Consider the following 21,488-nt stretch of genomic DNA (forward strand, 5'->3'; position numbering starts at 1 on the left):
GTGGGTTGGAAGCGGGAGAACCGTCCCTGTGCTCCCCCTGTGCTTCCATAAACGAAACTTTCCAATTCAGTTAAACGTATACATATATAAGGAATAAAAACAGAGGTGGACTTGAGGAGGCAGTTAAAATGGAATTGTATATCTTTCTAGGTATTTTCGGTTTATATGTGTTGATTTCCCTGTTGATCTTACCTATGCAATATCGCTTCTTGATCGCTTTAAAAGCTGAAGAGGAGAAAAACCGATTGAAGGGAAAGAAACAGGGAGAGATGTATGATGATATGAATGCTGGTGAACTGAGTCTTCATGGGAATATGCAGGGGAACCCGTTGTTTTTTCTGGCTAATCTATTTGCTTCGATTTTGTATAGGGTGAGGCACGGTGGGGATCGGAAGTAGGGAAACGAATTCTTTTTCCTTGGCTTTCTTAACCTATCAAGGAGGTATTTCAATGAAAGGGAAAATGAAGAAAATAAGCATGGTAGAAAACCTAATAGGTAGTTTGTTATTATTTTGGGCAGGGTTTCAAGCCTTTTACTTCATAAAATATGGACATGAGACTGAATTCGCCTATTATGTGAATATTGCAGGCCCTGCCCTTCTATGCCTGCTATTATTAACTCTAGCTATCAAAAAAATCACGGATAAAAAGATTATAATGTTTTCCTTATACATAAGCCTTTCTATTGTTGTCGCTTATGTATCTTCTGCCTATTTTTTATAAAAGAATAAGATTATATATACTACTAGATCGAAAGCATGGGGGAACGATCTCCAAGCTTCTTTTTCTGGAGAGTTGGAAGCAGGAGAACCGTCCCTATGCTTCCGGTAAGAGCAGAGGCTGCGAGGCTTCTGCTCTTTTTCCAGTTCTGTGCAGAAAAATCTTCACTAAATTACGAGATTGTCAGATAAATAAGGGATTTTGTAATACAATTAATGTACAAATCTTTTATGAGTAACGCGGTTAGGCAGAGGGAATAGAGAACGACAAAATAATGTAATGAGGTGCTTGAATGAACGGATTACGTGTCACAATGGCTGCCGTGGCCATCATTTTCACCTTGCGCATGGCCATAATAACGCCTGTAGCATGGGTTGGATTATTGATCGTGGGATTTGGTTTATACCAAACTTTTCAAAAGAGGACCTCCTTTAGGAAGCCAAGATGGTTGATGACGATCGGAATTCTAGTGGTCATCACCGGAGGCTGTGCAGCTCCATCAGATCAAGTGGATAAAGCAGCTAGCGAGAATGCTGAGAATGAAGCCGACCAACAGGCGAAGGCAGACGAAGAAAAGAAGGCGTCTGAAGAGAAGAAAGCCAAGGAAGAAGAAGAAAAGAAACTGGCTGAAGAAAAGGAAAAAGCAGAAGCGGAGAAAGAGCAGCAAGAGCTTGCCGACACATTCGGAATGGAAGAAGTACTAATTACCCGAGTGGTAGACGGTGATACAGTCGAATTGAAGGACGGAAGAAAAGTACGATTGATCGGAGTTAACACCCCTGAGTCCACTACTAGAACAGAAGAATACGGAAAAGAAGCGAGTAATTATACGACGGAAAAGTTAGAAGGCAAAACGGTCTGGCTCCAAAAGGATGTGTCCGAGACGGATCGGTACAATCGTTCCCTGCGTCTTATCTGGCTTGAGATTCCTAAGGATGACATGGACGAAGAAGAAATCAGGATGAAGATGTTCAATGCCGACCTCGTATTAAACGGATATGCAGAGCCTTCCACCTACAATCCAGATGTGAAATACAGCGAGTACTTCGTAAAATTCGCCCGGGAAGCAAGGGAGAATGGAACCGGCCTCTGGGCTTACGGGGAAAATGGCACCACCAAAGGGGATCTGGATCCAAAGGAAGAAAAGAAAACAACGACAGCCGCCACACCTAAATCCAGTTCCAGTGCCACAACGGAAGAACCGGCAACTGGTCAAGGACAAGAGTATTATCAAAACTGTACGGAACTGAGAAAGGTCTATCCAGATGGAGTCCCATCTGATCATCCTGCTTATGCATCGAAGCATGATCGGGATAAGGATGACTGGGCGTGTGAGAGATAAAGAGAGAGTATGGCCATTCCTTTTGAGAGGGAATGGCTTTTTATATTTGCAAAAATGTTGATGAATGACTGGAACTTCCCCCCATCTCAATCGTATATAAAGAAAAGACGTAAAATGGGGGAACTGATATGAAACAACTTTACATCAAACAGAAAGTATTCAGTCTGAGCGAAAAATTCACCGTAAAGGACCAGGACGAGAAGGACGTTTATTATGTTGAGGGAAGTTTTATGAAGGTCCCGAAGACATTCACCATTATGAATCAAGACCGGGATGAAGTAGCCCTGATCACGAAAAAGGTGTTGAGCTTTCTGCCGACATTCTTTGTTGAGGTGAATGGTGAAGAGGTTGTGACAATCAAGAAGGAATTATCCTTTCTGAAGGCAAAGTATTCCATAGATGCGGCAGGCATTGAAGTAGAGGGAAACTGGATGGATATGGACTTTCAGGTGTTAAATCAGGGAAGAGTGATAGGCGAAGTGGGCAAGGAATGGTTCAGTTGGGGCGACAGCTACAGGGTGCAAGTTCTGGAGGAAGAAATGGAGACCATTATTCTTGCGCTTGTGATTGCGATTGATTGTGTGAAGGCGGATCAGGCAAATAATACTGCAACGTTTTAAAGAAGGAAGCACGGGAACCGTCCCCGTGCTTCTTTTAACCTTCAACCTTCTTCTTCGAAAATACATATCTAGCATTAATGAAAAATAAAGTGCCAAAGAAAAACAACCCGGTAAGCACCCAGCAGGCGATCGCCCAATATTCTCCGTTTAATAGATATCCACTTATCAAATTCACACATATCATCATAGACATAACCACATACATGCCGACTATGTATTTCATTTCAGACACACCTTTCAAGATTGTTAATAGAAGCAAGGAACAAGCATGATGCTTGCTACACCATTTGCCTGTTCCCAGTATAAACCAAATCGTTGGTTTAGTACCATAATGATCCATTAAAATAGGAGAGCATGGGGACGGTTCTCATGCTTCTTTTTACCAAAGAAGGTATCTCATTGTTTCTTTGTTACTTAAGAACTGTGAGTATTTTCCTATTTCTAGAAAAACCTGGGTTCATAATAGAATGACCACAGAAACGATGGTACGATATTCTATGAATTGGAATTTTATAGGATATTGAAAAATAAATAGATTTATATAGAAAGGACCGATCATATGCACACTGAAATCAAGATTCAGTATAACGAGACGGAGCGGGCACTCTCCAAGCTTCGTCAAACGATTGACGCTTGGAATACAGCTTACCCAATGCAGATTGGCGGGGCCAATGAACTCGAGGTCATCAACAAGCTGAATGAACTCAATGAACAATGCCAGAAGATGCTGGAGGGCTATCAACAGCTTCTGATGGAAAACCAGGCGGCCACGCAACTATCTGTAGAAGGCATGGAAGAAACCGATCGTACTCTTTCTTCTACCATGACCTTGAGCCGGTAAGGGAGGCACTCTATGAAAATACTTGATGTTGACGGCTTTCAACATGGAATAAAGGAGATAGAGGAAACCCTGTCCTCCCAGAAAGATCAGGTAGAACAGATTGAAAGAGCCGTTCAGGACGTGGTCAATCTGGATGAGGCGTTTAAGGGGGAGGGCGGGAATGCGATCCGGGATTTCTACCGGAGTCAGCACCTTCCCATGCTGGAACAGTACCAGTTGTTTTTATCCGACTATCAATCCGTCATCCGGCAGATGAAGGAGGCCCTTGATCACGTAGAGCCATCGCCTGACGGGTTCATAAGGCAGAGCTTTCTGGACAACGAAGTAGAAGAAGGTCTTCACCGGGCACGGCGGACAACGGTGGAATTGACAGGTGAAGCCAATGCTACCATCAGAAGTGTTTCAGACATCGTATCAGTGCCAAGAATCCAGGACTGGTCGTTTTTACAGCAGGTGACCCATGCCCAGGAGGAAAAAGAACACAGCCTCCGAAAGCTGTATGAGTTCGACCATACTCAAACGGCTTCCCTTGCGCCCCTCGAAGAACAGGTCCACACGATGACGCAGCAAATCGCTCGGCTCCAAACTGTTTTTCAAAAAGGAAAGCTTGGTATAATAGAGAAGAAGGCTCATCAGGAAGACTCATCGTTTTTATCCAAACTATCCGAGTTTACATCGGTCATGGCCAAAAATAAAGTATCCGAGTTTCTTGGAACCGTCGAAGGAGCCCTGTTTGCGATTGTCGATATCGTCAGCGATCTCGTCGACACGCTCATCGCCCTGTTCACCGATCCCATCGGATTCTTCAAAGGCATCATTCATACCGTCCTTCACCCTATCGACACGGCGAAGTACATATGGAAGGACCTGAAACAATCCTTTGAAGAAGAAGTCGTCAACGGAGATGTGCGTAGCCGGGCGAGATACTTTTCCTACGCGGGAACCTATATCGCCGCATCCATTTTCGGAGCGAAAGGCGTAGACAAAGTCGGCAAGATGGGCAAAGCCGGCAAAATGAGCTCCAAGACCGACATTCCCTACAACGTCATGACGACAGCCAAAATCAAATCCTTCATCCACAACGGAGTCAAAAGCACCTTTGGAAAAGTGGAGGACACCGCCCATCAGCTGCTTTCTTCCCGAACCGGAAAAAGGGCACTGGGACTGAACTCTTTTTCCGGACATCTTCAAGAGCTGTTCAGGAAAACTAAAAACGTCTTAAATCCGAAGAAAGTGAAATTGGTGATGGAGAAGACGTATCAAAAGGTGGTTGCCGGTCCGGTTTCGAGGGTTGCGCAGTCTGAGGCTTTCTCCAAGATGGGGAAGGTGTTGGTGAATGAGGATGGGCATGTGGTGGTGTCTGGGAAGGATAGGAATCGACTGATTGAGACTAAGGGCAAGGTGAAAATTGATTACGATTTGGCTAAAGATTATATTAGGGATGTTGAAGCAAAAACAGGATTAAAACTTCATAAATCACAAATAAATAATATAAAAAGTACTTTAAGGGAAAATGTGTACAATAAAATGACTCCACTGGAAACATTGAAACATAGAAATAAATTTAATAGTTTAAAAAACAAATTGATTAATGAGTGGGAAGAAGAGACTGGACAGGTATGGCCAAGATATACTGAGGAGATTTACGATAGAAAAGGAAGATTATTAAGGGATATAGGTCAACCATATGATGCACATCATATTATAGAAAATAATTTTGGGGGTCCCCATGAATGGTGGAATATACATCCTGCTAAATTTCCTGATGAACATCAGGCAGGTATTCATGGAAAAGGTTCTCCATCAAATAAGTTATTTCCGAGGAGGTAGCTTTTAATGGCTACATTTGATTTTATTAAAAATGAGAAGCATAAATTTATTAAACTACAAAATAAAGAACTGTTAGATGCTGAAAAGCGACTTGGATTTGGATTACCTAATGAACTTAGAGAATTTTATCTAGAAGTAGGTTATGGCTTTATTAAAGGTAGCAATATGGATGCAATAAATAGATTAATGGACCCTGATACTATAGTTGATATTACATTGAGAGAAGGTATTTACGAGTTTGACCCAGATTTAGACGGAATTTATGAGGAAGAAGATAAATTAGTATTTTTTGAAGTGAATGAGGGTGTATATTTAACGCTTGCTTTAGATACTTCTAAACAATCACCAGTATATTTTTTTGAAACACAAATTGCTGCATCGTTGGAGGAATTTTTAAGAAAAATTGACGATGATGCCGATTATTTTATTGATATGGTTGAATAATGCTCTAGGTTCTCAGCAATGACAAAGATATGAGATGTAATTTTATTTTAGGGGATAGATGGGGACGGATCAGATTTGGATTTTGTATCAATATTGAAAATGAATACGGTCGGAGAAATGTACCACCAGTAACATTATATTTACCACTATACCTTCTTTATAATTAGTGAGCAAACCTTCGGGTGGTCATTAATATTCAGGAGGTATTTTTTATGATTCATTATCTTGGCTAATAAGTCATAGCTTCATGGAACAGTGTTAAGGAGGAAAAAAATATGAGTATTTTACCTGAAAGACTGAATGAAGTATTACGAGAAGAAATATATACAAGGAATAATAGCAATCTAGTGAGGGATAGTATTGACAGGTTAGGTGTAGACACATCAGCTGCTTTTCAGGGGGGAGATGAACTGCTCTTTCAAGGAGCACTTAAGGAATCATGGCCAACGTTTTGGGATTTCCTGAAGGCGTATTTCAATTGTTAATTATACTTCAATCGTATGATATGGATGGCAGCGCTCAAAAAGATATAAAGTCGTATTTTGATAGGACTCTATTCAAATCAGATTATGATGAAATTGCTCATGAATAGATGGTAAAGAAGGAAAGGTAAAACCTTTGAAACCACAACAGGAGGCTGAGAATGAAAAAAGAAATGGATAGATTGTATAAAAAGTTAGCTGAAACAGTTAATGAAATGATTCCAGAGGATTGGAATGAATTTTACTTGTATGCCCAAATATCTGAAACCGGGGGAGGAACTTATTTTTTTTATAATACATTAGAAGATGAACAATATAAATATAGCTTGGAAATTCCCTTCAAATATCAAATTGATGAAGATGAATTTGAGAAAAAAGAAGATCACTTATATAAATTAAGTAAGGAACTTAGGAAAGTTTTTAAAGATAACGATCAAGAAGCTTGGTATTCTTTTACAATGTCTTTAAACAGTAGTGGGAAATTTACGTTACATTATGATTATACAAATTGGTTTGATACAGAGTATAGTTTTAGTGACCAGATGATCATTTGGAAATATAAATATTTAGGCGAGGTACCAACATGTGAAAAGAGTAAAACATTAATTGATAAGTATCTAAACAATTTATCAAAACTTTCCTAAAGGCTATTGATACAATCCTTGAATATCGAAAGCGTGGGGTGAGAGACTTGGGTAAAGTGTTTGAAGATTATTTTTCTGAAGTTCAAGCAGATATGGTGGCTGTTTGTTTAGAATATGTCGAAAATGAAGCAGATGATATTTATATTTACTGTTCATACGAGCCGGAAATGTATGCGTTTGACGTGTTTTTCAAGATAAATAATCATCTGGTACATAAGCATCATGTAAATGAAGCGGTGAATAGCGGAAGTTCGACAGGTGAGAAAGTGATGATTGATACTTCTACACATAGGCAAGAAGCGGTCTTAGATATTGGAATAGAAAATGTTAGGAGACTTCATGAAATCTGTAAAGAATATGGAAGGGAAATGCCTACAGAGATAAAATTACACTATAATGTAAAGAATGGTGATTTAAAAGGGAAATATAGATATGATTGCGTTTATTCAAATGATGAAGTACTTTTGCCGGATGATATCTTCGATTTATGGTTTGAAGAGGTCAGTAAAGGAATGATTTGGAATAGATATGGTGAAGTATAGGTGGAGAGATAGTAATGAGATGGTGCGAATGATAAAAACTGAAAATTAAAAATGATTCAAGTAGAATTTGGGAGGTAATTACTTTTAGAGATTTTATAAAAAATAAACCCGTTGATGAAGATGTTATTTTCCAATACAAAAATAAACTTCCTCAAGAATTAATCGAAACATGGATAAGGTATGGTTATGGCACTTTCGCAGATGGTTTTATAAAGGTGATTAATCCAGTTGATTATTTAGGGATTTTAAAGAGAAGCTATTCGAGGTATGAGCAGGCGATTCCCATTTTTGCAACAGCAATGGGGGATCTGATCGTATGGGAAAAAGGGAAGTATGTAAAGTTAATAAACTATCGAAAAGGATATGTTAGGGTGGTTTCATCCGGGTTTGAATTCTTTTTTGATGACTTAAAAGATCCAGACTTTATGAACGATGAATTAATGTGGCAGCCTTATCCCGATGCAATTAGAACATACAGTGCCCCTGACTATGATGAGTGTTTTGGATACACTCCTTTACTAGGGTTAGGTGGAAATGAAAAGGTAGAAAACTTAATCAAAGTGAAGTTGAAGGAACATATTCTTGTTATTACTGAGTTTATGGGACTGGTTCAGTAATGCTTGAAATTGTTGAACTGCTAAAACACATGCTTTTCTTTCAGCAGCCTAGATCGTTGTAATGATATCGATAAATAACCCATGCGAATTTCCAATGGTGGCATTTAATCCAGGAGGTTACAATTCATGAGTTTTGAATTAGAACTAAATCGTTTATACACAAAAATTGCTCAGCAAATTACTGATATGATCCCAACAGAATGGGAGAGTTTTAGTTTTAATGGAGAAGTGACAGATGAATCAGGAGGGGTCTTCTTCTTTTTTATTCCTAAAGATGAAAAGCACCAGATTTATTCGCATGAAATTCCGGAGTTATACAGTGTGGATAAGAAGGTGTACAACAAGGAATTGAATCGATTATTTGAATTATCTGTTGAGCTTCAAAAAATCTTTATTGAAAACAACCAAGAACCTTGGTTTTCAGTCACTCTATTAGTCAATGATGCGGGTAAGTTAAATGTGCATTTTGATTATACAAATTGGCATGAAAGCAAGTTTGGTCCGACAGATAGAATAGAATACTTTGAGTATAAGTACTTAAAGAATGAAGAGGTAGATTTAGATTTGGTGAAGAGAATGCAGAAATTTGAGGGGGGTGATGGAGTTGGATCATAATCTATTAAAAATGATTAATGAATATGTTGAAGAAGGAGACTTTACAGGGAGCATTTCTGAGAATGATATTATGAATGCAGAGATAGCATTAGAATTGAGCTTCCCTCAGGAATATAAGGAGTTTGTCAGAATGTATGGATCTGGAGGTATAGGTGGAGTTGAAATCCATGGTGTGGAAGGACCGGAATATGCATCGGTTGTTGAACATACAGTGCGTTACAGAAAGTTAGGATTACCGACTAAATATGTGGTATTGGAACATGCAGATGAGTTTGTCTATTGCTTAAATACGGAAGAGGATCATGTGGTTGTTCGATGGGATGCTGTATGGAAAAAGGAGATAAAACGATATAATTCGTTTGATGAATATGCGGAAGATAGTTTTTCAGAGGCGATAGATAATTTAGATTAAGTATTTTCACCAAAAATAATGGCCATTGATCTCGTGCTTCTTTTTATTTCGATCATAAGCATCGGAACGGAACAAATACAGATGTTTTGAACTTGGAGCCTTTGCCAATATGCAAAATAAGGAGATTAAAGCATGACGATAAAAAACGCAATTTTCGGAGAACTTGACTATGATTTTGGTTGGTCGAGAGTCATCACGTTAGATTTCTTTGGGATTAAAACTGAAATAGACCTTTTGATAGATGGTGAAGAGGATGGTCAGTTTGAGGAGGGGCAATACAAAGCATACCAATCGTTATTGACAAGTTGGTCTGATATACAAACCGATATCTTACATTCCATAGCAAGCTATTACGTACAAAAGAGAAGAGACATGGGTTTTAATTTGCTAGTAAATGAAGATTATCCTGAAGTTGAGAAAGCTGCTCAACTACTTGAAATGGTGAGATTGGACGGAATTGTTGTTCCGTACGCAGATATTTCTGCAGAAAGGCATATTGGTATCACATTTACCTGTACGTGGGATATCGAAAATGGAGTAGGACTGCGTTTGTTAAATGAAAAGGTAACAGAAGTTGGTTACCAGGAGGTTGCCATCTAAAGGAATGACACCATATATCACCCTGAACCGAAAGGAGGCATTCAAAATAAATAAACAGGAATTAACCCATTTTATTCAAGATCATATGGAGCCTGATGATTTCACAGGAGGAGTAGAGGAAAGACAGATCGATCATGTACAAGATATCTTAAAGTTAAAACTGCCAGAAAGTTATAAGTGGTTTTTAACTAACTTTGGTTCTGGTGGATTATATGGTGTGAATATTTTAGGAGTTGCCAAATCTTATACTCCTACTGTTGTGATTGAAACGAAAAGGTATCAGGATCTGGGAATGAGTGAAGATTTAATCGTCATTGAAAGCATTGATGAGTATGCATATTGTTTAAATGTAGCCAATATGGAAAATGGTGAGTGTCCAGTCATAGCTTGGAATCGGAATGGCGGACTTGATGACTACAACACCGCTGATCATTTTTATGAATTTTTATCGAATAGATTATTAGATGCTAAAGATGCATGGGAGGAAGGCTTTTAGGCAGGGCAGCATAGGTAACATTCCTGTATTGGTTAGAAAAAGCTTTCATAAAAACGATGACAGTAAAAGTATATAAGATGAATGTTTTTGGCCAATTCACACGTTAAGGAGGTTTATTTAATGGAAAAAACATTAAATGATTTTAAGATAACAAGTAAAGTTCCTGGCGTGGTAATAGAAAAATATAAAGATTTTGTTCCAAAAGAAATAATAGATTTGTGGCAGGAGTATGGATTTGGAACTTTTATGCAAGGTTACTTAAAAAGTGTTAATCCAGAAGAGTACGTTGATATTTTAAAAGAGGGTAGCCAAAGATATACGGATTCTGTCGTGCTGTTCGCTACTGGAATGGGAGATTTAGTTTTATGGGCGGATGGTTATGTAAGATTGCTTCATTTTAGATATGGAGTCATTAAAACAGTTATGCCGAATTTTTTACATTTTTTCAGAAGTCTAGAATCAGAAAAGTTTCGAGATGAGTATATGAAGTGGAAACCATTTCCCGAAGCTGTTGAAAACTATGGAGAACTATCTTATGAAGATTGCTTCGGTTATACACCCCTTCTAGGTTTAGGTGGAGAAGAAAAAGTCGAGAACTTAAAAAAAGTAAAACTTAAAGAACATATTTTTATTATTACTGAATTTATGGGGCCAGTTCAGTAATCGTATATTCTAATTTAGTTTAACAAAACATTTGCTTGGTTTAAGGCGACAGGAGTTTTATTTGGAAGTTGTAAGTATGCTTTAATAGATGAAAAACGACAGGTATGGGCACTAGGAGGACTGTATATGGTTATTGATAAATCAACCTTAGCACTACCTTTACCGACAGATGAATTATTTGCTAGGAAGGAAAAGTTTTGGCGTGTAGAATTACCTAAAGACTTTGTAGATTTTATGAAAAAAATAATGGTGGTAAACCAATAGATGGTACATTTAATTGTAATAAACATGAGTATGCAATTGATCGATTTCTCTGCTTTTTAACGACTCCAAGTGAAAGTGATTTAGGAATGTATGAGATAAGTGTTACATTAACACAGCTTGAAGATAGACTTACAGATGATGAAGATCTTATAGGTGCAGATATGATTCCGATTGCGGTTTTATTTGCAGGTGACTGACTTTGTATGTTTGGATTATAGGGAGAACAGAAAAAATCCAAGCGTCGTGGTATAGAGTCATGAAGAGTCAGCTGAATTAGATCCTGTAACCTATTTTATAACTAATACATTTTCGGAATTTATTTCTGAAGTTCAATAATGTTAGTTATTGGACTAGGATCCAGGTGACAACGATATATGGTGACGCAGAGAAGTACCCCTTGAGTATTTTATTTGGTTTCATGAAGGGAGTGATTTTAATGGCAAAAATAAATATACAGATAGAAAAAGATACTCATGAGGTCAAATACATTACTATTCTAAGAAAAAATACTAATAAGAGTTTATCTGAACTAAAAGAATTACTTAATAGTGATTATATTTTATCGTATAACTTAATAGATATTGATGAATTGTTAGAAATGAAAAAAATAGTACGTTTATTATCAAAAGCTGGTGCTAAAGTTCACGTATTTGAAGAAGATAGAAAGGTGAGTATTGAGTTTCTAGATATTGTAATAGAATCTCATTTAGATACGGAAAGGTATCTGGAAGAAGTTGATGAACAGATGTTTGATGATTAATATAGCTATGTTGGTATATTTGATTAGAAGAAGCGTGGGGACGAATCTCATGCTTTTTTAGGTTAAAAGGAGACAATTCTAACTGTAAAATATTTTTATTTACCTAGTTCCAAAGACACGTGTACTCCCCCCTCCCTCATAATAAAATAACAAAGAAATAATCAATTTTCTTACTAAGAAGGGGTACCTATGAACGAGATCAAGATGAGAAGTTTGGTAAAGCAGCTGCATAGCGAGGATCCGGGGAATCGGTATGAGGCGCTTGGGACGTTGTATGAGTTGAAGGGGCATGATGATCTGAAGATCCGCGTGGAGATGTTGAAGGATATGATGAAGGAGGCGGCGACATCGTTTCCTGAGCGGGTGGATGTGTGGGATAATCCTTCGCTTGGGTTGGTGGAGTTTGTGTGTGATTATCCGATGCCTGAGATCATTGATGAGATTCTGCTGCGCTTTGACGGGTTTGATCCGGATGCGAAGGTGCGGGCGCTCGAGTGTCTGCTGTTGACGAAGGATGAGGGGATCTTTCAGGAGATTCATGACAAGACGGTGCAGTTGGTTACCCATGAGGAAGTCGTGTTGCCGGTGGAGGAGCTGTGTGAGTTTCCGGTGCTGTTGAAGGGGATTGTGGATAAGACTTTCGATCAGTTGGAATCCCCTTATTATAAGTATATTTATTATGACTTCATTACGGCGATCAATGAGTCGGGAGTGGAGGCAGGGTATAGGAGAGCGAGGATCCTTCCGGTGCTGCTGGCTGATTATGCGACGCTTCGGGACGAGTATTTGAAGTATCACAAGGAATACCGGTCCGACTATGCGTATCAATCGTGGAAAGAGTCGTACTTCCGGCTGAGGTACCGTATCAATGTGCTGATCGGGTTGATGAACTTCTATTACTCCGAGGAGGCAGAAGGTTTCCTGAAGGAGGCCGTTTCGTTCAAGGATCCACGCATCAGCACGAATGCGGTAGTGGTTGCGATGAATAAGAACATCCCGGTTCAACCGAACATCCTCCAATCGCTTTCCACCCATGTCGAAAGTGCCGAGATGATGTACTGGGGGCTCGCGGAACATAATAAAGAGCATCTCTTCCCGGTCAGTCCGAAGCAGCCGGTGCTTGCAAAGGCGCATCTCTTCAACTATCTGGTCCATTTGCAGGATGAAGAAGGAGAGGATCTCAATATCTTTCCGGAAAACATCGAGGTCGTCGATTCCGTCGACACCGTGAATTCATACGGTCAGCCACTGCGCTATTATCTGATGAGCTTCTCCCATGGGGACGACGTGCTCGCTGCCTGGGTGGGTGGATATAGCCTTGAGGATGAGGATGACAGTGCGGAGATGTGGGAAGGCACCCATACCGACCTCGAGCAGATTGAGAAGAGAACAATCGAGGAGCACAAACAGCATTTCCTGAAAAAACGGGAAAAATACGCACGTGAGAATGAAGAGACCGTCTACTACGAGAGCTCACCAAGCCTACCTAAAGGCCTCTGGTTCTTCTATGCCATCCTGATTTCCCACTGGATCAGGGTCTTCATTAACGGAATTGATGAGGAGGTTTACATCTCTATCGGCTTCACTCTCCTTGGAGGGATCCTCACCCTCTATGAACTATGGAAGAAAAAGCGGAGTACCGTCGTCATTGTGGGCAGGGAATTGAGGAAGGTTACGGATGAGAAAAAGGAGATTATTCATCTTCAAGAGATTAAGAAGGTTACGTATGATAAGAAGCAAATTAGTGTGTATAACAAAGAGAATGTTCTTACGATGAAGGTTCCATTGCGCTGGGTGGAGTATGGTGAGTTTTATTATGCGATGGTGGAGCAGACGGGGCATTTGAGGGAGCAGCCTTATATTGAGGAGTGAGCCAAGGGGATCCTTGGCTCATTTATATTGTTGGAAAGAATAACTATCTCGAAGAGGGAATACCCCACCTTTTCAGCTTTTTAATTAATGTAGAGTGGTCAATGCCCAGGGTTTTAGCTGTCATTCTGATAGAATCATGGTTTTTAAGAGCATCTTTGACCAAGTTTTTTTCGTACTGTTCGACTTTTTGTTTCAGGGTTACTCTTGAATCAAAGGAAACTGCTTTATTCTTTGTTTCCCTATGGATATGCGGCGGCAGGTCTCCCACTTCTATGATGAGGGAAGGAACGGACACGATCATGCTTTCCACCAGGTTTTTGAGTTCCCTGACATTACCTGGCCAACTATACCGCTTCAGCATTTCTCTAGTTTCGGAGGACATCTCTTTCTGGATGTTATAGGATTTACAAAAAGAAGTGAAAAAGTGGTCCACCAGTACTTCGATATCATCGGGTCTTTCAACCAAGGGGGGAACGTGGACTTCTACAACCTGCAATCGGTAGTATAAATCGTCCCGAAAGGTGCCCTGGTCCACTAACTCTTTTAAATCTTTATTGGTAGCGGAGATGATGCGGATATCCAATTGTTTTACTTTGCTGCTTCCGATTCTCTGAATCTGTTTTTCTTGTATCACACGGAGTAGCTTCACTTGAAGGGAAAGGGGAAGTTCACTGATTTCGTCCAGTAGAACAGTGCCATTGTCAGCGAGTTCCAGTAACCCGATTTTCCCAGCCGAATGTGCTCCAGTAAATGCCCCCTTTTCATAACCGAATAATTCTGATTCGAGCAAATGCTCGGGGATGGCCCCGCAGTTTACTTTAATAAATGGTTTATCTTTTCTGTTGCTGTAATCATGGACTAGATTGGCGAGGACTTCTTTTCCTGCACCGGTAGGACCCAGCAGGAGGATGCTGGTGGGAAAGGGGGCGACTTGCTTAATTTTATGAATGATTTCCTTCATTTGAATGCTTTCGAAGATGATGTTATCTTGGCTGCCTTCCCCGGTGTAGGTGAATCGATTCTGATTCATCTTGGAGAAGCTTTTGGCCTTTTTCAATTCGTTGCTCATTTGAGTTAACTGTGTAATATCCCTGACGCTTGTGACAACCATTTCAATAGTTCCGGAGTCATTCATCACCGGATTTCCTGTTACGATGACGTCTTTTTTATTTTCGATTTTTTGGATGATGGACAATGGCTTTTCTTCTTCCAGAACTAATAGGGAAACAGATTGGTCAAAATAGCCCCCTTCCATTAAATCGGCCATATGATGGCCAATCAGTTCATCTCGCTTAAAGCCGGTAATGTCTTCATAGGCGGAATTGACGAATAAAGTGAGACCGTTCTTATCCACTACATAAATGCCGTCGGCAGAAGATTCGATGACCTGCTCCATCTGATTTAGAAGAAGCCGGTAATGTTCCATTTGTGAGATCTCCTGAAGAACACCGACTGCACCCATCAACGTTCCGTCCTGGTACAATGGTGTCCGGTTCACCATGTACTGCACGCCTGCAATACCCATTTTTACACCAATTGAACTCTGCTCTGTTTCCAACACTTTATGCAGTTCAGAATTAGGGATGAAGTTTCTGATATCCTGACCTGTATAGTCTTTATTTCCATTACATAATAGATTGCTTGCTGCATGATTCATGAATAATATTCTTCGCTCCCGGTCAATTACAATCACACCATTGGTCATGGAGTGAAAAGTGCTCGTAAACAGACCTATATCCAACATGACCTCCTGCAAAAATCATCCCACCATTTCCGTTGATATTTGTCACCATCTGGTGAAAGATGTCACCAGTGTAGAAAACGTTTACATAAATGTATAAAGATGTCTTTTGGTGAATTTTATCACCACCAGCAAGAAACTTCAATTTATAAATATGGTTATTTCAATATTTAGATAGTTGGTACAAATCTTGCATGGATTGAAGTAAAGGAGGGTAGGAATTGCCCATAAACCAAAGACTGCACTGGGAAAAGAGAGGTCCTGATTAAAGCCACCATTTAAGGAGGAGAAAGAATGAAGATTATCACACCAAAACCCAAGCTATATGTAATGGATAATGGAAGAATGAAAATGGACAAGAACTGGATGATTGCCATGCATAACCCCGCCACGAGCAGTAACCCAAATGCTCAGACCGAATTCGTTGAATTTCCTGTCTACACGGTATTAATCGATCATCCAGAAGGGAAAATCCTCTTTGACACAGCTTGTAATCCAAACTCAATGGGAGCTGAGGGAAGATGGGGAGAAGCAACGCAGCAAATGTTCCCGATCTCTATGAGCGAGGAGTGTTATCTTCATAACCGATTGGAGCAGTTGAATGTCAGACCGGAAGAAATTAAATATGTAGTCGCTTCTCATCTTCACCTGGATCACGCCGGATGCTTGGAAATGTTCACCAATGCCAAAATCATTGTCCATGAAGATGAGTTGAACGGAACCCTTCAGACATATGCGCGAAATCAAAAGGAAGGGGCTTATGTATGGGCGGATATTGATGCATGGATCAAAAACAATCTTCAATGGCAGACCATTAAACGTACAGAAGATAACCTTCAGCTTGCGGAAGGAATCAAGCTATTGAATTTCGGCAGCGGACATGCGTGGGGAATGCTCGGCCTCCATATTGATATGCCGGAAACGGGTGGGATCATCCTTGCCTCTGATGCTATCTACACGGCAGAAAGCTTCGGACCTCCTATCAAACCGCCTGGAATCCTCTATGATTCAGTAGGATACTCGAATGCTGTCGAAAAGATCAGGAGAATTGCGAGAGAAACCAATTCAGATGTGTGGTTCGGCCATGATTCAGAGCAATTCAAACAATTCCGCAAATCCACTGAAGGATATTACGAATAAAAGGAGGCACACAGATGAGTGTTTCAAAATTGGTTTTCGCTCCTTTAAGTTATACAGGGTGGGGTTCATTAGAGCAGCTAGTGCCTGAAGTGAAAAAGTATGCCCCCACGAAAATCCTCGTCGTGACAGATCCTTTATTGGCGGACATTGGTCTCGCCAAACGAGTAACAGACCCTCTGGAAGAGAACGGATTCGATGTTACGCTGTACACAGAGGTAGTGCCAGAGCCTCCTCTCGAAACAGGGGAGAAGCTCGTAACATTCACCAGAGAAGGGAAATTTGAACTGGTGATCGGCGTAGGGGGAGGAAGTGCGATGGATCTTGCGAAGCTTGCAGCAGTGCTCGCTTCACATGAAGGTCCGGTTGCAGACTATCTGAATTTATCAGGATCTAAACACATAGAACACAAAGGCCTGCCTAAAATCTTGATCCCCACCACCTCTGGTACAGGGTCAGAGGTGACCAATATCTCCGTCCTCTCATTAGAATCAACCAAGGATGTCGTCACCCACGATCATCTGCTGGCGGATGTAGCAATAGTCGATCCCGAATTAACGGTCTCGGTCCCACCGAAGGTAACGGCGGCAACTGGAATCGACGCCCTCATCCATGCGGTAGAGGCGTACCTGTCCGTCAATGCAAGCCCGACATCGGATGGCCTTGCCCTTCAAGCGATCAGACTGATTGCCCGTTCAATCAGAACGGCCGTGAAGGAAGGGGAAAATAAACAAGCCCGTATCGATATGAGTAATGGCAGCTATATCGCCGGCCTTGCCTTCTTTAATGCCGGAGTAGCAGGGGTGCATGCACTGGCCTATCCCCTTGGCGGGCAATTCCATATCTCTCATGGAGAATCCAATGCAGTCCTTCTGCCCTACGTCATGGGGTATATTCGAAAAAGCTGTACAACGCGCATGGCGGACATACTTAATGCTCTTGGAGGAAACTCGGCCTACTTATCGGATGACCAAGCTTCCTACCATTGTGTAGAGGAACTGGTGAGACTTGTAAAGGATGTCGGCATTCCCCAGTCACTATCGGAATTTAATATTCCTGAATCAGCTTTAGAAAGCCTGACACAAGACGGAGTGAAGCAAAAGAGGCTGCTGGCCAGAAGTCCATTGCCTTTAGGGGAAGAGGATATAAGGAAAATATACAGATCTGCTTTTGAAGGCAGGATTGTGGAGGCGGAATAGCCTTTATATAGACATCCCCATCCAAACAAGTCCGTAGCTTATAATGGCTGCGGACTTTTTATATACATTTACAGGGGAGATTTTACAAGGCTAGAATTTGGGAGCAGTCCCTCGGTATACTAATGCGTTATCGTGACGGGGGACTGGTATTTTTGGTATATACTACTAAAAAAGGTGTTTTTAGTCTTGTTACCACTTTTATGTAAATTTATAATAGTACTATACTCATAGGATAAGAGGTGCAGAAATGATAGGTTACGAATCTGGGTTATTAGGTGCTATATATGCAAATGATACCTTTAGCGGTTTAGGAAATGGAACCCTTCATGCGAAAGAGAACTTGCTGGGAGGTACTACTTTAACTGACGGTAATGGAAATGTGTTTCTAGAGACTATGCCAAATGTAACAGGTGGGGAAACGGTCACGTTTACCAATGGAGAGACCGGTACTCTTTCAGAAAATATTTATGGAGGCACTACTTTGGATATGCCAGGGATTGAGAATGATATTGTTGGCAGACCGTCAATTTTCAATGGTGAAAATTTTAGTCAAGGAGGAGAACATATTGGTTCCATTGAACCAGGGTTTATGGAGAATAGTATTGACTTTACAGGAACTTCCGGTGGAGTAGACATCACTGCAAGCCCGGATATCTTAGGAGGAACGCAATTCGACGTTTCTTCATCATTTATGGATCATAGTTCCAGTTGGCAGGCATATGATCTCAATCAACATTTTAGTGACATTGATACCATTTCTTCGCATTTTTCTGCAGCAGATTTAGGCTCTGTGACCGATGGTATAGATGCATTGAACTTTTTGGATTTGTTCTAAATGGGAGTTAGACAGCTTGACTCCTACTTCATCAATGCCAACTACGAGTACCATCAAATGGAACAGGATTTGAAGAATCGGTTGAATAATAGTGTTTCTGAAGAGGTTATTGCGTTCATCCAAGTTAAGACAAATGAAGCGATGGAGCATGTATGGGACGTATTGCATGCTCGGTATGAGGATTTGAAGGTGTTGGAAGAATCTATGCCTGATAAGCCTGCTAAAGAAGATCAATCCAATTATTTGAAAGAATTCTTCAGGCTCACAGATCCAGCAAGAGTTTCTGACGATTTAAAGACAGCGATAAGATTTACTTCCATTGAGAGTGACTATGTGGATTTCATCAATGCCATGTCCAGCCAGGAGTATGGAGAAATATTCAAACGGTACATCTATCCCACACATTTCTTTAATGGGTTGAAAAATGCAATTGTTCATCACATTGACCAGCTTACAACATCCTTGAAGGACTATGCTGAAATGATTGGGAAGCATGCGATTCTTCTTGATACCCTGAACAAAGGAAAAAGAGATAAAGCGTTCATTAAAGGTGGAGCATCACTGCTGGGTATGTTAATTGGAATTCCTTTTGCAGGTGCAGGGGTTGGTGCTTTAATGGGTGGAAATGATGAATCGCAAATTAATGATTCATTGAACAAGGTGTTTAAAAATTGGAATACATATATTGAGAAATTTAATACATTTCACCACTCTTTGGAAGAAAACTATCGCCTCGCCATGATGACCATTTATGGAGGAACCATCATTCGTGTCAGTGACCAATTTCAAGCCATGGAGTTTACATTTGCAGAGATGTCTCTACTAGAGTTTCAATATTACTTAACGTTAACTGATAAAGAAAGAAAAGAAACGAGAGAGTGGATTAGTGAAACAACTAAGGGAGTCACCGAACTCATTAAGAGAAAAAGCTGGAAGGAAGCACTTAGTGTCTCTCAAAAGCTATTTCACATTGTGAAACAACGGCCAATTACAGCAAGGACCGAGCTTCAAGATGGAAAGTCTGGTTTATACATGGCTCATGTGTACTATTATTCCAGCTATCAGGAAGCATTGTTAGAGGAATATAGGAATGGTCACCTAGATAGCTTCTATACAATGACTAAAAAACTCTATAATGAATTGCCCCTGCTTGTTCAGGATAAAGATGTAGAGAAGAATTTTTCTTCTTCTGGTCACCTGCTTTTACGTTTTATTAAAGAGAGTTTGAAAAGGAAAGAAACTGAAAGTCTCAAAGTAACTATAGAGTACTTAGAGAGGGTTGAGCATAGAGGTGAGAAAGAAGGCTATTATCCTGGAGAACTACCCGGATCAATAAAGGATTTTTCCCAACAGTTTAAAGTATACCTTTTAATAGAGAAATTCTTAGAAAAGGTTTATTCCATTGGTGATTCAAATAAAGATCCAGATGAACCAACAGTACACCTCTCTATAAAAAGCTTGAAAGAATTAAAAAGGATGGATGATGACATTGGCATCAAAGATGAGTTATCTATATTTATTAAGAAAGAATACATTAAATCGATTCTACTACCATGGCGTGGTGTTTCTTTCACCTGGTTGAAGGAAAATAAGAAGAAAGTAGCAATTAGCCTATTCATACTTTCATTACTGCTCTCTGGAATTACATATGGAAACGAACTGCTCAATCAAGGTAAGAATGTGTTAGGAAATTTAAGTTGGCCATTCTCATCAGAAACTTCTACAGAACAAGAGGAACAGCTCCTGACACATATGAAAATCACATCCGAATTCGGCAATATTCGTTCAGAACCTTCCTTAACAAGTGGTGTGGTTTATAGCGCGGATTCATCAGATAAATTGAAGTTTCTGAATGAGGAACAGAAGGACCAAGATGGGCGTACATGGTTCAAAGTTCAAACAGCTGATGAAACTGAGGGATGGATTAGCAGTAAGATTGTGAAGGAAGTCGAAGAATAAGTTTGATCCTAAGGGAGCTTTTTAACTGATTATAATATAACCATATGGAAGAAGCTGCTTACTCTATCAGTGTAAGCAGCTTTTTTTAAAAAAATTATTAATGATAGATTGACGGGTTGCTCTCTTACTTGAGAAGTTCCTACTCCAAACTCCGAGAATAATGATCCTTCACCCAATACGTCAACGTCCCATCCTGTTCGATTCTATATCGCAGATCTGCTTTCTGCAATCCCTCAATCATGAGAGGTCGTATTTCACTCATCTTTCGATTACTTTCTTCTATATAAGTAGAGAGTATTTCAGAATGATAGGTGTTGGCTTTCGCAGACGATACGAGATAATCGACGGCTGCCTGTTTGATGACGTATAGTTCGATGGTTTTGTCGTGCAGCTCCTTGAAATCATGGGGAGGATCCAAGTCGATGAGCTTCTGATAATTTTGAGTGAGCGTCGTATTGGTTTCGTTGATGTCGATTGAGAGGGATGAAAGATTACCGTTAGAAGCGTTGAGCTTGGTCATCAGCTGTTTGAAGCTTTGGTCACTGGAGCTGAAGTATTGCTCGCGCTCCTGTAGGTAGCTTCGTATCTTTTGTTCTTGCTGAATTGTGATTTCGTTGTAGATCTTAATTGGTAATCCGCTTGCGAACAACGCCAGGAGGATGAATCCGATGACGCCCCATGACCATTTGGGAGCTTTCTTGCTTTTAGGTCGATACCGGTTATCATTCCAGTAGTCTCTTTCAGCTATAGGCATAAGTGGTTCCTCGTTTCATTCGATACTAGTAAAATACTCCTTTTATGTTACCATAATATTACATAATTCTACATATAAATCGAACGGTCAGGAGGAAGT

Annotated in this window: 25 protein-coding genes; 23 read left to right on the plus strand and 2 right to left on the minus strand. The window is 40.2% G+C overall.

The window, feature by feature from the left end; translation table 11 throughout:
• Nucleotides 1-128: 128 nt before the first annotated feature.
• The 19 genes from BVI01S_RS00005 to BVI01S_RS00100 all read left to right on the plus strand — a co-directional run bounded on the left by BVI01S_RS00005 (nt 129) and on the right by BVI01S_RS00100 (nt 13,764).
• The gene (locus BVI01S_RS00005) at nt 129-398 is read left to right on the plus strand and encodes a DUF3949 domain-containing protein (protein WP_034761663.1); all 270 of its coding nucleotides are present in this window, start codon (nt 129-131) and stop codon (nt 396-398) included.
• 52 nt (nt 399-450) lie between these two features.
• Nucleotides 451-723, plus strand: coding sequence for a hypothetical protein (locus BVI01S_RS00010; RefSeq protein WP_034761666.1), 273 nt, complete (start codon nt 451-453; stop codon nt 721-723).
• 289 nt (nt 724-1,012) lie between these two features.
• Nucleotides 1,013-2,062 (plus strand): thermonuclease family protein, encoded by a 1,050-nt coding sequence (locus tag BVI01S_RS00015; protein ID WP_061808723.1) that lies wholly within the window; start codon nt 1,013-1,015, stop codon nt 2,060-2,062.
• A gap of 128 nt (nt 2,063-2,190) precedes the next feature.
• On the plus strand, nt 2,191-2,682 hold the full coding sequence (locus BVI01S_RS00020) for an LURP-one-related/scramblase family protein (RefSeq protein ID WP_061808724.1): 492 nt from the start codon (nt 2,191-2,193) through the stop codon (nt 2,680-2,682).
• 559 nt (nt 2,683-3,241) lie between these two features.
• On the plus strand, nt 3,242-3,523 hold the full coding sequence (locus BVI01S_RS00030) for a YwqI/YxiC family protein (RefSeq protein WP_061808725.1): 282 nt from the start codon (nt 3,242-3,244) through the stop codon (nt 3,521-3,523).
• A gap of 12 nt (nt 3,524-3,535) precedes the next feature.
• The gene (locus tag BVI01S_RS00035) at nt 3,536-5,353 is read left to right on the plus strand and encodes a ribonuclease YeeF family protein (protein WP_061808726.1); all 1,818 of its coding nucleotides are present in this window, start codon (nt 3,536-3,538) and stop codon (nt 5,351-5,353) included.
• A gap of 6 nt (nt 5,354-5,359) precedes the next feature.
• Complete coding sequence (locus tag BVI01S_RS00040; protein ID WP_061808727.1) at nt 5,360-5,797, plus strand: SMI1/KNR4 family protein; 438 nt, start codon at nt 5,360-5,362, stop codon at nt 5,795-5,797.
• Between the two features lie 275 nt (nt 5,798-6,072).
• A complete protein-coding gene (locus BVI01S_RS00045; RefSeq protein WP_061808728.1) occupies nt 6,073-6,282 on the plus strand; it encodes a hypothetical protein in 210 nt (69 codons plus the stop codon).
• Nucleotides 6,283-6,440: 158 nt separating this feature from the next.
• Nucleotides 6,441-6,923, plus strand: coding sequence for an antitoxin YezG family protein (locus BVI01S_RS00050; protein ID WP_061808729.1), 483 nt, complete (start codon nt 6,441-6,443; stop codon nt 6,921-6,923).
• A gap of 47 nt (nt 6,924-6,970) precedes the next feature.
• Entirely contained in the window at nt 6,971-7,465 is a 495-nt protein-coding gene (locus BVI01S_RS00055) for a hypothetical protein (protein ID WP_061808730.1), read from the plus strand.
• Between the two features lie 77 nt (nt 7,466-7,542).
• Nucleotides 7,543-8,082 (plus strand): T6SS immunity protein Tdi1 domain-containing protein, encoded by a 540-nt coding sequence (locus BVI01S_RS00060; RefSeq protein WP_061808731.1) that lies wholly within the window; start codon nt 7,543-7,545, stop codon nt 8,080-8,082.
• Between the two features lie 126 nt (nt 8,083-8,208).
• Nucleotides 8,209-8,697: an immunity protein YezG family protein gene (locus tag BVI01S_RS00065; RefSeq protein ID WP_061808732.1), complete on the plus strand. Its 489-nt coding sequence runs from the start codon at nt 8,209-8,211 to the stop codon at nt 8,695-8,697.
• Nucleotides 8,681-9,109 (plus strand): SMI1/KNR4 family protein, encoded by a 429-nt coding sequence (locus BVI01S_RS00070; protein ID WP_244886811.1) that lies wholly within the window; start codon nt 8,681-8,683, stop codon nt 9,107-9,109. The genes BVI01S_RS00065 and BVI01S_RS00070 overlap by 17 nt, the downstream gene beginning before the upstream one ends.
• Before the next feature lie 132 nt (nt 9,110-9,241).
• A complete protein-coding gene (locus tag BVI01S_RS00075) occupies nt 9,242-9,709 on the plus strand; it encodes a DUF6985 domain-containing protein (protein WP_061808734.1) in 468 nt (155 codons plus the stop codon).
• Between the two features lie 46 nt (nt 9,710-9,755).
• A complete protein-coding gene (locus BVI01S_RS00080) occupies nt 9,756-10,205 on the plus strand; it encodes an SMI1/KNR4 family protein (RefSeq protein ID WP_061808890.1) in 450 nt (149 codons plus the stop codon).
• Between the two features lie 120 nt (nt 10,206-10,325).
• On the plus strand, nt 10,326-10,868 hold the full coding sequence (locus BVI01S_RS00085) for a T6SS immunity protein Tdi1 domain-containing protein (protein ID WP_061808735.1): 543 nt from the start codon (nt 10,326-10,328) through the stop codon (nt 10,866-10,868).
• 126 nt (nt 10,869-10,994) lie between these two features.
• Complete coding sequence (locus tag BVI01S_RS22820) at nt 10,995-11,132, plus strand: SMI1/KNR4 family protein (protein WP_244886812.1); 138 nt, start codon at nt 10,995-10,997, stop codon at nt 11,130-11,132.
• A 436-nt stretch (nt 11,133-11,568) separates the two neighbouring features.
• Nucleotides 11,569-11,892, plus strand: a complete 324-nt coding sequence (locus tag BVI01S_RS00095; RefSeq protein ID WP_061808736.1) for a hypothetical protein — start codon at nt 11,569-11,571, stop codon at nt 11,890-11,892.
• Between the two features lie 189 nt (nt 11,893-12,081).
• Entirely contained in the window at nt 12,082-13,764 is a 1,683-nt protein-coding gene (locus BVI01S_RS00100; protein ID WP_061808737.1) for a hypothetical protein, read from the plus strand.
• Nucleotides 13,765-13,807: 43 nt separating this feature from the next.
• Here the strand turns inward: BVI01S_RS00100 and BVI01S_RS00105 are convergent, their stop codons facing one another.
• Nucleotides 13,808-15,508 carry a sigma 54-interacting transcriptional regulator gene (locus BVI01S_RS00105; protein ID WP_244886813.1) on the minus strand — a complete coding sequence of 567 codons (1,701 nt, stop codon included), beginning with the start codon at nt 15,506-15,508 and terminating at the stop codon, nt 13,808-13,810.
• A gap of 291 nt (nt 15,509-15,799) precedes the next feature.
• Between BVI01S_RS00105 and ahlS the strand changes: the two genes are divergently transcribed.
• The 4 genes from ahlS to BVI01S_RS00125 all read left to right on the plus strand — a co-directional run bounded on the left by ahlS (nt 15,800) and on the right by BVI01S_RS00125 (nt 20,635).
• Complete coding sequence (gene ahlS, locus BVI01S_RS00110) at nt 15,800-16,645, plus strand: AhlS family quorum-quenching N-acyl homoserine lactonase (protein ID WP_061808739.1); 846 nt, start codon at nt 15,800-15,802, stop codon at nt 16,643-16,645.
• Nucleotides 16,646-16,659: 14 nt separating this feature from the next.
• On the plus strand, nt 16,660-17,841 hold the full coding sequence (locus BVI01S_RS00115; RefSeq protein ID WP_061808740.1) for an iron-containing alcohol dehydrogenase: 1,182 nt from the start codon (nt 16,660-16,662) through the stop codon (nt 17,839-17,841).
• A gap of 247 nt (nt 17,842-18,088) precedes the next feature.
• A complete protein-coding gene (locus BVI01S_RS00120) occupies nt 18,089-18,676 on the plus strand; it encodes a hypothetical protein (protein ID WP_061808741.1) in 588 nt (195 codons plus the stop codon).
• 57 nt (nt 18,677-18,733) lie between these two features.
• On the plus strand, nt 18,734-20,635 hold the full coding sequence (locus BVI01S_RS00125) for an SH3 domain-containing protein (RefSeq protein WP_167562085.1): 1,902 nt from the start codon (nt 18,734-18,736) through the stop codon (nt 20,633-20,635).
• Between the two features lie 139 nt (nt 20,636-20,774).
• Here BVI01S_RS00125 and BVI01S_RS00130 read toward each other — a convergent pair whose 3' ends face one another.
• The gene (locus BVI01S_RS00130) at nt 20,775-21,389 is read right to left on the minus strand and encodes a hypothetical protein (RefSeq protein ID WP_061808743.1); all 615 of its coding nucleotides are present in this window, start codon (nt 21,387-21,389) and stop codon (nt 20,775-20,777) included.
• Nucleotides 21,390-21,488 lie beyond the last annotated feature (99 nt).

This window comes from Rossellomorea vietnamensis NBRC 101237 (genome assembly GCF_001591825.1).
Taxonomy (GTDB): domain Bacteria; phylum Bacillota; class Bacilli; order Bacillales; family Bacillaceae_B; genus Rossellomorea; species Rossellomorea vietnamensis.